The 13,118-nt window shown below is 62.0% G+C and carries 9 protein-coding genes (1 of these 9 cut by a window edge); 2 read left to right on the top strand and 7 right to left on the bottom strand.

Features of this window, described 5'->3' with window-relative positions:
• On the top strand, positions 1 to 1,808 hold the 3' portion of the coding sequence (locus ACSQ3F_RS10865; RefSeq protein WP_436100218.1) for a M23 family metallopeptidase. Its footprint begins 160 nt before the window's first position; only the last 1,808 of its 1,968 coding nucleotides appear in the window; the start codon falls outside the window, past its left edge; its stop codon occupies positions 1,806 to 1,808.
• 82 nt (positions 1,809 to 1,890) lie between these two features.
• Here ACSQ3F_RS10865 and ACSQ3F_RS10860 read toward each other — a convergent pair whose 3' ends face one another.
• The 3 genes from ACSQ3F_RS10860 to ACSQ3F_RS10850 form a co-directional block, all read right to left on the bottom strand.
• Entirely contained in the window at positions 1,891 to 2,331 is a 441-nt protein-coding gene (locus ACSQ3F_RS10860; protein WP_436100217.1) for a universal stress protein, read from the bottom strand.
• Between the two features lie 434 nt (positions 2,332 to 2,765).
• Positions 2,766 to 5,372 (bottom strand): ATP-dependent chaperone ClpB, encoded by a 2,607-nt coding sequence (gene clpB / locus ACSQ3F_RS10855; protein WP_436100216.1) that lies wholly within the window; start codon positions 5,370 to 5,372, stop codon positions 2,766 to 2,768.
• Between the two features lie 244 nt (positions 5,373 to 5,616).
• Positions 5,617 to 6,516, bottom strand: a complete 900-nt coding sequence (locus ACSQ3F_RS10850; RefSeq protein WP_436100215.1) for a DMT family transporter — start codon at positions 6,514 to 6,516, stop codon at positions 5,617 to 5,619.
• A gap of 79 nt (positions 6,517 to 6,595) precedes the next feature.
• Here ACSQ3F_RS10850 and ACSQ3F_RS10845 point away from each other — a divergent pair, with 79 nt between their 5' ends.
• Entirely contained in the window at positions 6,596 to 7,276 is a 681-nt protein-coding gene (locus tag ACSQ3F_RS10845) for a helix-turn-helix transcriptional regulator (protein WP_436100214.1), read from the top strand.
• Between the two features lie 178 nt (positions 7,277 to 7,454).
• Here ACSQ3F_RS10845 and ACSQ3F_RS10840 read toward each other — a convergent pair whose 3' ends face one another.
• The 4 genes from ACSQ3F_RS10840 to ptsP all read right to left on the bottom strand — a co-directional run bounded on the left by ACSQ3F_RS10840 (position 7,455) and on the right by ptsP (position 13,088).
• A complete protein-coding gene (locus ACSQ3F_RS10840; protein ID WP_436100213.1) occupies positions 7,455 to 8,264 on the bottom strand; it encodes a DUF4167 domain-containing protein in 810 nt (269 codons plus the stop codon).
• Positions 8,265 to 8,582: 318 nt separating this feature from the next.
• Entirely contained in the window at positions 8,583 to 9,467 is an 885-nt protein-coding gene (prmC, locus tag ACSQ3F_RS10835) for a peptide chain release factor N(5)-glutamine methyltransferase (protein ID WP_436100212.1), read from the bottom strand.
• Positions 9,464 to 10,546, bottom strand: coding sequence for a peptide chain release factor 1 (prfA, locus tag ACSQ3F_RS10830; protein ID WP_436100211.1), 1,083 nt, complete (start codon positions 10,544 to 10,546; stop codon positions 9,464 to 9,466). The genes prmC and prfA overlap by 4 nt, the downstream gene beginning before the upstream one ends.
• A 274-nt stretch (positions 10,547 to 10,820) precedes the next feature.
• On the bottom strand, positions 10,821 to 13,088 hold the full coding sequence (gene ptsP, locus ACSQ3F_RS10825; RefSeq protein WP_436100210.1) for a phosphoenolpyruvate--protein phosphotransferase: 2,268 nt from the start codon (positions 13,086 to 13,088) through the stop codon (positions 10,821 to 10,823).
• Positions 13,089 to 13,118 lie beyond the last annotated feature (30 nt).

The raw sequence follows: 13,118 nt of genomic DNA, 5'->3' as shown, positions 1-13,118 counted from the left end.
TTGCAGCGCTTGATGGCCGCCAGCAGCTCGCCATTCCGGCCGAAGCCTATGGCGCCCTCGACCCGTCCGCCGGCGGCTCCCAGCCGACGGCCGCCGCCAAGCGCGGCGACCGCATCCTGACGCCGAGCATCGTCGCCAAACCCTCCGACCGCACCATCATGGAAGTCTCGACCATGACCCATGACGGCGAGAAGGAAGTGGTGCGGCGCCAGCCCTTCGCGCATGTGAAGATGACGCTTGCCGCCAACCACCAGCCGGCCGAAAAATATCCCTCCTTCGATCCGCTGGCCATTTTCTCCAACGAGGAGACGGACGCAGCCCCGCCGGTCAGCCGGACCGGGACGCTCTATGGCTCGGATGTCGAATCCGAGGTTGCGCTCAAGACCGTCGACTTCCCGCTCAAGGGTTCGACGCTGAAATTCGCCCCCTCGATGTCGATGGACGAGGTCGAGGAAAATGTCCGCACCAACGGTTCGGTGCTGACTGACGGCAACACCCAGATTGCCTCGCTGTTTTATGTCGATCCCCGTCGCTTCGCCTCCGACAGTTCCGATCTCGACCTGTTACAGGGCCTGTCCGCCCGGGTCGTCGAGGAGAACATGACGGTTTCGGCCTTCGAAAACATCACCGACCAAAGCACCGAATATGCCGACGACGTCATTCCAGTGCGCCGCGCGACACCGATCGCCACCGTTCTTCTCAACGCCGGCTATGCCAAGGCGCAGGCCGAGGACATTGCCGGCTACCTGCGGCCCGCTCTCGATGTAAAGGAACTGCAGGAAGGCGATGTGCTGCGCATTGGCATCATCCAGAAAGGCGAGAACGGCGAGGCGAAGATCGTCCGCGCCAGCGTCTATTCGCGCGGCAACCACGTCTTCACCATGGCGCTCGATGACACCGGCCATTTCGTCCAGGGCTACGAGCCGCCGCAACTGGAAGCCGTCGCCACCGCCTTCGACGACAATGGCACGCCGGCGATCGCCGCAGGCCGTGACCTGCCGCGCGTCTATGATGGCGTCTACCGTGCGGCCCTCTCCTACGGCATGAATTCGACGATGATTGCCCAGATCATCAAGCTGCTGGCGAGCAATGTCGATTTCCAGGCACAGCTGAAGCCGACGGACAAGCTCGAGGCCTTCTTCTCGGTCACCGACGAGAGTGGTAGGGCGACCGACGACAGCGAGCTGCTCTATGTCAACGCCAAGTTCGGCGATGCCGAGACGCGCTTCTACCGGTTCCAGGATCCGGGCGAAAATACGATCGACTATTACAACGAGCAGGGAAAGAGCATCCGCCAGTTCCTGTTGCGCAATCCCGTGCCGAACGGCACCTTCCGCTCCGGCTTCGGCATGCGCCGCCATCCGATCCTCGGTTTCTCGCGCATGCACACCGGCGTCGACTGGTCGGCTCCGCGCGGCACGCCGATCATCGCGGCCGGCAACGGTATCGTCGAAAAGTCCGGTTGGGATTCGGGCGGCTACGGCAACCAGACCCTGGTCCGCCACGCCAATGGCTATGTCTCGTCCTACAATCACCAGAGCGCCATCGCCAAGGGCATCACCCCCGGCGCCAAGGTGGTTCAGGGCCAGGTGATCGGCTGGGTCGGCACGACCGGCCTGTCGACCGGACCGCACCTGCACTACGAGCTGATCGTCAACGGCAACCGCGTCGATCCCTTGCGCATCCGCCTGCCCGGCGGCAAGTCGCTCGAGGGCGAGGCCTTGGCGCAGTTCGAAAAGGAGCGCACCCGCATCGACGAACTGCTTGCCAAGGACAACGGCAGCGCGGAAGTGGCGGCGGCGCAGTAACGCGTTTTCTTCTGTTTCGCCCCCCTCATCCGCCCTTCGGGCCAGCTTCTCCCCGCCGGGGAGAAGCTGCGGGCGCATCGTGCTATTTCCTGTATATGAGCACGGGAATGGTCGAATGCGTCAGCACCTTGCTGGCGACACTGCCGATGATCAAGGCGCCGACACCGCCGCGGCCGTGCGAAGCCATGATGATGAGATCAGCGCCGATATCCTCCGCTTTCCGGATGATCTCGCCGTAGACTTCATGGGTGCTGGCCTGATCGGTGACGCAGGGAACGCCGGCAGCTTCGGCCCTCGTCCGAGCGGCGGCAAGCGTCTCGGCGGCATGCAGCTCGGAAAGCGCCTCATATTGCGTCCGGGTGCTGCTGATTTGCTCCGCATCCAGAGAAACGAGGTGAAACGGTTCCATCACGGTAAAGACGGTGATTTTCGCACCCACCTCCTTTGCGAAGGTGATGCCGGCATCCACGGCAAGCGTCGCAAGCGGTGAGCCATCGGTGGGTATGAGAATGTTGCGGAACATGAAAGCCTCCCGGTTAAGTCGCAATCAAGCTAGCCGCATCGCCCTGAGCCACATTGACCCAGATCAATTCATTCAGTTTCGGCCTATTTATGCTATAGGCAAGCAAAAAAGCGTGTGACGAGCTTGGGGCAAGGGCGTGGGTTCGGCCGAGAGCGAGCGAATTTGTGAACCGTCTGGACCAGATTACAATCAAATACAGGCCGTAACAGGCTCCAGGTTCTCTGGAGATATGCAACTATTGCGCGCAACGACCGCTCACGGCCCGCAAGAGGTCGAGACGCGACCATTGCGGCCTCACCGGCGAAGGTCCGCTTGCGGCGCAGCGTTGCCATTTAAGGTTCGCGCCACCGAAACCACCGGCGGCATCTGCCATCGAAACGCGCAAAAAACCTCCCCGGAAAGTCCGGAGAGGTTCTCTTCAGGATCGCTAGTTATCACGCCGCAGCCTTCTCGGCCCCGTCCCGCAATTTGAAGTTCAGCCGATCCGACCCGGCAAACACCTTGATGATCGAACCGTCCGGGAAATTGCCCTGCAGGATCTGCTCGGCGAGCGGGTCCTGCACGTATTTCTGCACCGCCCGCTTCAACGGACGTGCGCCATAGGCCGGATCGTAGCCCTTGTCGGCGAGGAAGGCGCGGGCTTCGTCGTCGAGTTCGAGCGTGATCTTGCGGTCCGCGAGCAGCTTGCGCAGGCGTTCCAGCTGGATGTCGACGATCGCGCCCATTTCGCCGCGCTTCAGGCGGTGGAACAGGATGATCTCGTCGACCCGGTTGAGGAACTCCGGCCGGAAATGGCTGCGGACGACATCCATCACCTGGTCGCGCACCATGTCGCTGTCATCGTTCTCGCCAAGCTGGACCAGATATTCCGCCCCGAGATTGGAGGTCATGATGATCATCGTATTGCGGAAATCGACCGTGCGGCCCTGGCCATCGGTCAGGCGGCCGTCATCGAGCACCTGCAACAGCACGTTGAAGACCTCCGGATGCGCCTTCTCGATCTCGTCGAACAGCACGACCTGATAGGGCCTGCGGCGGACGGCTTCCGTCAGCGCGCCGCCTTCCTCGTAGCCGACATAGCCCGGAGGTGCACCGATCAGCCGGGCAACGGAGTGCTTCTCCATATATTCCGACATGTCCATGCGCACCAGCGCGGTCTCGTCGTCGAACAGGAAGCGGGCGAGCGCCTTGGTCAGTTCCGTCTTGCCGACGCCGGTCGGGCCCAAGAAGATGAACGAGCCGATCGGCCGGTTCGGATCCTGCAGTCCTGCCCGCGAGCGGCGAACCGCACGCGACACCGCCTGCACCGCATCGCCCTGGCCGACCACCCATTTCGCCAGTTCGTCTTCCATCCGAAGCAGCTTGTCACGCTCGCCTTCCAGCATCTTGTCGACCGGAATGCCGGTCCAGCGGGAAACGATATGGGCGATGTTGTCAGGTGTGACGACTTCCTGCACCATCGGGTTCAGCGCCGAGGAATCCTCACTTTCCGAGGCTTCCAGTTCCTTTTCCAGTTTCGGGATCACGCCATAGGCAAGCTCCCCTGCCCGCTGGAATTCGCCCTTGCGCTGGGCGATCGCCAGTTCGTTGCGGGCTTCGTCGAGCTGCTTCTTCAGGTCCGCCGCCAGGCCGAGCTTCGATTTTTCCGCCTGCCAGCGGGCCGTCAGCGCGTTCGATTCCTCTTCGAGCGCCGCCAGATCCAGTTCGAGCTTCTCCAGCCGGTCCTTCGAGGCCCGGTCGGTCTCCTTCTTCAAGGCTTCGCGTTCGATCTTGAGCTGGATGATGCGGCGGTCGAGTTCGTCGAGTTCCTCCGGCTTGGAATCCACCTGCATCCTGAGCCTTGACGCGGCCTCGTCCATCAGGTCGATCGCCTTGTCGGGCAGGAACCGGTCGGTGATGTAGCGGTTGGAAAGCGTCGCCGCCGCAACCAGCGCCGAATCGGAGATCCGGACCTTGTGATGCTGCTCGTATTTTTCCTTCAACCCGCGCAGGATCGAGATCGTGTCCTCGACCGTCGGCTCATCGACCATGACCGGCTGGAACCGTCGGGCAAGGGCCGCGTCCTTTTCCACGTGCTTGCGGTATTCGTCGAGCGTGGTGGCACCAACGCAGTGCAACTCGCCGCGGGCAAGCGCAGGCTTCAAGAGGTTGGAGGCATCCATCGCCCCATCCGCCTTGCCGGCGCCGACCAGCGTGTGCATCTCGTCGATGAACAGGATGATTTCGCCCGCTTCCGCCTGCACTTCCGAGAGAATGGCCTTCAGCCGCTCTTCGAATTCGCCGCGGAACTTCGCACCGGCAATCAAGGCACCCATGTCGAGCGCCATCAGCTTCTTGTCCTTCAGGCTTTCCGGCACGTCGCCATTGACGATGCGCAGCGCGAGACCCTCGGCAATCGCCGTCTTGCCGACGCCGGGTTCACCGATCAGCACCGGATTGTTCTTGGTCCGGCGCGAAAGCACCTGGATCGTGCGGCGGATTTCGTCGTCGCGGCCGATCACCGGGTCGAGCTTGCCTTCGCGGGCATCGCTCGTCAGGTCGCGCGCATATTTCTTCAAGGCGTCGAAGCCGGCTTCGGCATTGGCGCCGTCGGCCGTGCGGCCCTTGCGGATGTCGTTGATCACCTGATTGAGCTTGCCCGCCGTCACGCCTGCCTTCGTCAGGATGCCGGATGTCGCGGCCGACGTTTCGATGATCAGCGCCTGCAACAGACGCTCGACGGTGACAAAACTGTCACCCGCCTTCTTGGCGGCCTCTTCAGCGGTCGAAAACACGCGTGCCAACGGCTGCGTCAGCGAGAGCGAACTGTTGCCGCCCGAAACTTTCGGCAGCTTGGCAAGCGCCGCGTCATTGGCAATCCGGGCAGCCTTGACGTCGCCGCCGGCCCGCTCGATCAGCGATGCCGCCATCCCCTGGTCGTCGTCGAGCAGCACTTTCAGGATATGTTCGGGCGTGAATTGCGGATGGCCTTGGGCCAGCGCATAGGTCTGCGCCGATTGCAGAAAACCGCGCACGCGTTCGGAGTATTTTTCGATATTCATCTGTCGACCTCCATAAATCGGTCGGCCCAACAATGGCGCCGCCGATGGTTCAGGATCAGGCCCCCTGAAAAGGCAAGCCTGTCATTGCCGGCCGATATCTGCTTTGCGCAGGATCAACCCGTTGAAGGCAATATGGGGGAGGAATTTTGGAAATTAAAGGGGCTTTGAGAGCTCGCGATCAGATTGAATCCGATGCCTGTCGCCCCAAAAAAATGCAGCGGTTTTCGGACGGCGGCGACAGTTTCTACGAAGAAGGCATTTGCTCAAGCTCTTCAGTGAAGTTCCGCTTTCGTATCGATCTGACCAGAACGTCGCCAATCACGGCAACCATGACGATGCTGCCGCCGATCCAAGTGGATAAGGATGGCCGCTCGCCGAATGCCAACCAGACCCATAGCGGCGCCAGAGGGTTTTCCATGCTGCCGATCAGCGCGGAACGGGTTGCCGATATCAGGCGCGTACCGATCGTCATGAGCAGAAGTCCCAAGCCAAATTGGACGGTGCCGAATAAAAACAGATCGAACATGCTGGCCGCCGTGACGTCGGCGGGGCTTGCGAAGGGCAATGCGATTAGCGCGCACAGGAAGGCCGATAGGCAGGCTGCCGGCAACATCGAGACGTGCCGGTTCTTGCGGATGATCACCATCATCGCGGAATAGGACAGCGCCATCGTCAGCGCGAAGACGTAGCCGGCCAGATACCCCGTCGATGCTTGCGGGTTCAAAATGATCGCAACCCCAACGAGCGCTGCAATGCTGGCTGCCCACGTTGTCCAATTTTCCGTCTCGCCGGTAAAGGCGAGCGCGAGAATGGCCGTCATGAACGGGATCGCCGCATGGATCGTCATAACGTCGGCGACCGGGGTGAGGCGCAAGGCATTGATGAAGCTGATCGTAGCGGCGGCCGATGCGATCATCACCCAGAGCCCAGGCACGCCCATTGCGCGGATCGAGCCGGTTAGATCCCGCCGGTGACGCCACACGACATAGACGCCGATAAACATCCCGCCGAAGATCCCGCGCCAGAACAGGATCGTCCATACATCCTGGTCGATCAATCGCGTGAAGTAGCCTGACAAACTGTAAGCGATTGCCGAACCCACGATCAGCAGCGTCCCGAGCCATTTGTCAGTGTTTTGGTGCATTGACTTTCCCCTTGCCTCGGAGAAGGTCTACCACCAAGCTACTGACACCGTTTTGTCAGTGGTGTTTGAGGAGGAAACATTGCGTCGTGCCGACCGCCTGTTCGATATTATCCAGGCGCTTCGGGGGCAATCGCAGCCAACGACAGCCGCTGTGCTTGCCAAGCGGTTGGAGGTGACGACACGAACAATCTATCGCGACGTCGCAACATTGCAGGCAAGACGCATCCCGATCGAGGGCGAGCCCGGCGTCGGTTATGTGCTCCGCAAAGGGTTCGATCTGCCGCCGTTGATGTTCACAACGGAGGAAGTCGAGGCCATCACGGTCGGCGCCCGTCTCGTTTCCCGCATCCGCGATCCGAAATTGCAGGAGGCCGCCGAGAGCGTGCTGAGCAAGTTGCTGCAGACCGTGCCGAAAGAACTTCGCTCGCAACTGACATCGCCCAGGTTCTATGTGTCCGAAGGAGACACCGTTCGCCCCGAAGGAATCGAGCTTCTTGATGTTCGCAATGCCATTCGATCTTGCCGCAAAATACGCATCACCTATCTCGACGAGCAGAAAAAGCGGACGCGGCGGACGATCTGGCCTGTCGCCACGGTGTATTATGTCGACGTCACGTTGATAGCGGCCTGGTGCGAGCTGCGCCGCGCCTATCGGCATTTCCGTGTCGATCGCATCCAAAAAGCCGAAATACTTGATGAGACATTTACCGCGGATAGCAGCGGCATGATGGTCGAGTGGATGGCAACGCGAGCGAATTAAAATTTCCTGAGGGCTGCCGTGTGCAACATCGCCAAACGACGTTTTGCGACAATCCAAATCCGGCAACCCGCTGTTAAAATGTCTTCAGCAAAAAGCCGCCTGCAACGACCTGCTGCAAGCGGCTTTCATTTTTATCAGGAGGCCAAGTCAAGCGGCCAGCGCGATGCCGTAGCCCGGCCTACTCGCCAGCAGCTTCTACGAGGGCCGGCGCTTCGCCGCCCTGCTCACCATCGGCTTCGCCGGACGCGGCAGCCTCGTCACCACCGGCATCGCCGCGGCGCGGCTGGCGGCGGGGGCGCGGTGCGGTGCGGCGGCGCGACGGAGCGCGGCCGGTCGGCGCCTCTTCTTCCAGCGAAACCTCGGCCGGCGTGCCTTCGATCACCGGCTGCGGGCCGGAACCGTCGATGACCGGCTGCTGCTGCAGATCGGGGCGCGCCTGCGGCTGGGCCTGTTCGGGGCGCGGCTGGCGCTGGCGGTCGTGGTGGCGCTGCCGGTCGCGCTGGCGCTCGCCATCATGCTGGCGCGGCTGGCGGTCAACCGGCTGCGGACGGTCCAGATCGGGCTGCTGATCCTGGACACCCATGCTTTCGTCGGCGTCGTTCTGGTCGAAATCGTCGCCGCGCTCGTTGCCGTCGCGATCCTGATACTCGTTCCGGTCGCTGTAGTCGTTGCGGTCGTCACGCTGGAAACGTTCCTGCATCTGCGCCTGGGCGGCAGCAATGATGCGGTTGTAATGCTCTGCGTGCTGAAGATAGTTTTCCGCCACGACCCGGTCGCCGGAGCTCTGTGCGTCACGGGCAAGGTTCGCATATTTTTCGGCGATATGCTGCGCGGTGCCACGGATCTTCACGTCCGGACCGGAGCTGTCATAGGTCCGGGTCAGCGGGTTGGAACCCTTCCGGTTGTTGTTGTTACCACCGCTGCTGCTGCTGCTGCTGCTATTGTTGTTACGCCCACGGCCGCGCTTGTTTTGCTGTCCTGGCCTCATCGTTCACTCACCTGGATTCTCTTGATATTGATGATCATGTGGCTTCGTGGCTCGTCGGGGATTCCGGATCGAGCAGGCACGCGCCGCGACCCAACCGCCTCTTGGCGGCGCCGTCGCTGGTTAAAGTCAAATTAACAGGTACCCGCACCAGGCACTGTCGAACCTTAGCAACTCTTTTGTGAGAGCAATCCCTGTGGCTAGGTCTGACCGGAACGAATCTCTGGTCTATGACCTTCTGCCCAGTGCGTGGCTTTGAACCTAGCCCGCTTGCCGTGGAATTCCAAGCCTTTTCTTCATGTTTTCGAAAAGAACGTTCCGTCATACGCCTGTTTTCAGGCATTCGTTGCCAAAGGAGAACACTATTGCCCGATCATTGCCGCCGAGATCGCGAATCCTGTCGATGATCCGAAAGCCGTTCTCTTCGAAAACGTGCCCGACGACCTGCAACTGATCATAACCGATCTCGACACCGACGATACCGCCCTTAGCAAGATGGCCGGCGGCGTTCGCGGCAATGATGCGATAGGCATCCAGTCCATCGGCGCCGCCGTCCAGCGCCAGCGCCGGATCATGATCGCGCACTTCGGACGCCAGAGACGCAACGACCTCAGTGCGTATATAGGGCGGATTTGACACGATTATGTCGAACGTCCCTTCAATTTGGTCGAACCAGTCGCTCACCACGCTCGAAAAGCGCTGATCGAGCTTGTTGCGCACGGCATTGGCTCGCGCCATCTCGACGGCACCGGCCGCAAGATCGGAGCCGACACCGGTTGCTTCCGGCACCGCACTGAGCAGGGCGAGACAGATCGCCCCGGTCCCCGTGCCGAGATCGATGATCCGGCAGGTTCCCTTTGCGGCAACGATGTTTCGGGCAAACGGAATGAGGCCCTCGACGATCATTTCCGAATCCGGCCGCGGCTCCAGCGTGTCCTTCGACATGCCGAGCGTCAGCCCGTAGAAATCGCGCTGCCCGAGGATGCGGTGAACCGGCTCGTGCGCCGCCCGCCGCGCAACCGCCGCGCGGATGCGCCGCGCATCTTCCGGCGCCACCACCTCGCTGCCGCGCGTCATGAAAGCGACCGCCGGCAGGTCGAGCAGGCCGGAAATCAAGACGCGCGCGTCGAGCGCCGCCTCGCCGATATGCGCCTTGAGAAACCGCGCCCTCGCCTCGGCAAACAGGCTGTCCAGCGTATCGGTCATCCGCGTTGCTCGCCCAGTTGCGCCAGCTGGTCTGCCTGGTAGTCGGCCAAAAGCGCATCCACCACCTCGTCGATCTCGCCCATCATCATCCGGTCGATCTTGTAGAGCGTCAGGTTGATGCGGTGGTCGGTCACGCGTCCCTGCGGGAAATTATAGGTGCGGATACGCTCCGAGCGATCGCCCGAACCGACCTGGCTCTTGCGCGAGGCCGAGCGCTCGCTGTCGGCCTTCTGCCGCTCCATGTCGTAGAGCCGCGAGCGCAGAACCTGCATTGCCTTGGCGCGGTTCTGGTGCTGGGATTTTTCCGAACTGGTAACGACGATGCCCGATGGCAAATGGGTGATGCGCACCGCCGAGTCCGTCGTGTTGACGTGCTGTCCGCCGGCGCCCGACGAGCGCATCGTGTCGATGCGGATGTCTTCCTGGCGGATCTCGATGTCGATGTCCTCCGCTTCCGGCAGAACCGCGACTGTCGCCGCCGACGTATGGATGCGTCCCTGCGTTTCCGTATCCGGCACGCGCTGGACCCGGTGAACGCCGGATTCGAATTTCAGCTTCGAAAACACCCCGCGCCCGGTAACGGTCGCAATGATTTCCTTGTAGCCGCCCGCGTCGCCATCGCTTGCCGAAAGCACCTCGACCTTCCAGCCCTTGTCGGCGGCGTAGCGCTCGTACATGCGGAAGAGGTCTCCGGCAAAAAGTGCCGCCTCCGAGCCGCCTGTACCGGCTCGAATTTCAAGGATCGCGCTCTTTTCGTCGGCCGCATCCTTCGGCAGGAGAAGAACCTGCATCTCCTTTTCCAACGCCTCGATCCGCTCTTCGATCTCGGGCTTTTCCATCTCGGCCAGGTCGCGCATGTCGCGATCGGTGCTTTTATCGGACAGCAGCGCCTCGATATCGGCAAGCTCACCTTGAGCCTTCTCGTACTGCCTTATCTTCGTCACCACCGGCTGCAGCTCGGAATATTCGGAAGCCAGCCTCACATAGACATCCGCCGCCGGCCCCTCGGCCATGCGCGCCTCGATCTCGCCGAAGCGGCGCTCCAGCTCGCGCATTTTTTCAACAGGTAAGGTTGCCAATGTTTACTCCGTAAGACCGCGATGACAGCGGCCTTTTCAATGAATCTCGCCCCTCGTCAGGGCATTCGTTTGAGGAGAGTTTACCCCCCTCTGTCACTTCGTGACATCTCCCCCTCAAGGGGGGGGGAGATCATTCTTTTTCCTCACCCATTCCTCGCAGAACTTGAAGCCGTCAGGAGGGAAAAATAGCCACGGCCAATCTCCCCCCTTGAGGGGGAGATGTCGGCGTCGCCGACAAAGGGAGGTCGGCGCGGCATATTCGGGCGGCGATCCGCTAAACCGGAACCCCGTTCTCCGCCGCAAATGCCTTCAGCATCTCGCGCAGCGGCGTATGGTCCTTGGTATCATCCAGCGCCGCATGCAGCATGGCCGACAGCTTGTCGACATCGAGCGCCAGCAGCATCGCCTTCACCGGCCCGACGGCCGTCGGCGACATCGACACCGAGCGGTAGCCGATCCCGAGCAGCGCCATCGCGCACAGCGGCTTGCTCGCCATTTCGCCGCACAGCGTCACCGAGGTCTCGTTGCGGTCGCCCGCCCGGATGATATCGCGCAGGATGCGCAGGAACGGCCGGCCAAGCACGTCGAAGCGGTCGGACACCCGCGCATTGCCGCGATCGACCGCCATTGCGAACTGGAACAGGTCGTTCGACCCGACGGAAACGAAATCGACCTCGTGCATCAGTTCGTCGAGCTGCCACAGCAGTGCCGGAACTTCCAGCATCGCGCCGAACTGCAGCTTGCGCGGCAATTGCTCGCCGACTTTCGACTGGCGCTGGATTTCCTTTTGCAACAGCTCGCGCACGGTACGCAGCTCCGACACCTCGGTCACCATCGGCAGCATGATGCGCAGCTCCTGGCCTGCCGAGGCCCGCAGCATGGCGCGCAGCTGCGTGCGCAAAAGGCCGGGTCGATCGAGCGACAGGCGGATCGCCCGCCAGCCGAGCGCCGGGTTTTCCTCTTCCGCTGCGCGGAAATAGGGCACGACCTTGTCGCCGCCGATATCGAGCGTGCGAAACGTCACCGGCTTGCCGCCCGCCTGCTTGATGACATTGCGATAAAAGGCTTCCTGCTCTTCCATCTTCGGCATGGTCGAGGCGATCATGAACTGCAGCTCTGTGCGGAACAAGCCGATGCCTTCAGCACCTGACTCCGCAAGCTGCGGCAGATCGACCATCAGGCCGGCATTCATCTGCAGCTTGATGCGCTTGCCGTCCTTGGTCAAAGGCTCGACGCCGCGCAACGCCTTGAACTGCTCCTGGCGCCGCGCCCGAAGCTTGACCTTCTCCTCGTAGGCCCGCTGCAGGTCGGTCATGGGCCTGAGATGCACCTTGGCATCGTCGCCATCGACGATGATCGCATCGCGGTTTTCGGCAAGCGCCACGGCGCCTGCCGCCTGGCCAACGACCGGGATACCCATGGCGCGGGCGACGATCACCACATGGCTTGTGACCGCGCCTTCTTCAAGCACGAGGCCGCGAATATTTTCGCGCGGATAGTCGAGTAGCTCGGCCGCGCCCATGGCACGGGCGACGACGATCGCGTCCGGCGGGAAATCGCTCGCCGAAAGCTTGGCACCATAGCCGGTGAGCTGCCGCAACAGCCGATTGGCGAGATCGTCGAAATCATGCATGCGCTCGCGCAGGTAGGGATCCGTCAGCCGGATCATCCGCGCCTTGGTCTCGCTCTGCACCCGCTCGACCGCCGCTTCCGCCGTCAACCCGTTACGGATCGCCTCTTCGAGCTTGCGGACCCAGCCGCGGTCATGCGCGAACATCCGGTAGGCTTCGAGCACCGCGCGGTGCTCGCCTTCCATGGAGACATCGCGGCGCGACAGCATGTCGTCGATCGAGATGCGCAGTGAACCCAGCGCCTCCGCCAATCGGCCAAGCTCGTGGTCGGTATCCTCGTTCAGCAGATTGGTAACGACGATGCGTGGCTCGTGCAGCACGACGTAGCCGAGGCCGATGCCCTCGCCGAAACTGTTGCCGTCGATCGATACCGGCCGCGACAGGTCAAGTTCGAGACCCGGCCGGGTGATCTTCTTCAATTCGCCGGTCGCGACCATTTCGGCGAGCACCATCGCCGTGGTTTCAAGCGCCTCGACCTCGTCGTCGCGATAGGTGCGGCTCGCCTTGTTCTGCACGACAAGAACGCCGAGCGAGCGGCCGGTTCTCAGGATCGGCACGCCGAGGAAGGAATGATAGATCTCTTCGCCGGTTTCGGGCAGATAGGTGAAGGCCGGATGCGACTGCGCGTCGGAGAGATTGAGCGGCTGGGCGGATGCCGCAATCGTGCCGACGAGGCCCTGCCCCATCTGCAGTTGCGACAGGTGGACGGCGCCCGGGTTCAGACCTTCGGTGGCATAGAGTTCGAGCACGCCATCGGAGCGCAGCACGTAGACCGAGCACACTTCCGCGACCATGTTCTGCGCAATCTGGCGAACAATCCGGTCAAGGCGCTCCTGCGGCTCGAGCGGTTCCGCCATGAGTTCGCGCAACCGCTTGAGAAGGACGCGTGGACCCGCCGAGAGGTCTCTCATCGCGCTACGTCTCCTGTCTGAAAGTCAACA

Origin of the sequence: Pararhizobium sp. LjRoot238 (genome assembly GCF_964252955.1) — a bacterium.
Classification (GTDB): Bacteria; Pseudomonadota; Alphaproteobacteria; order Rhizobiales; family Rhizobiaceae; genus Pararhizobium.
This window is presented reverse-complemented; position numbering and strand designations above follow the sequence as displayed.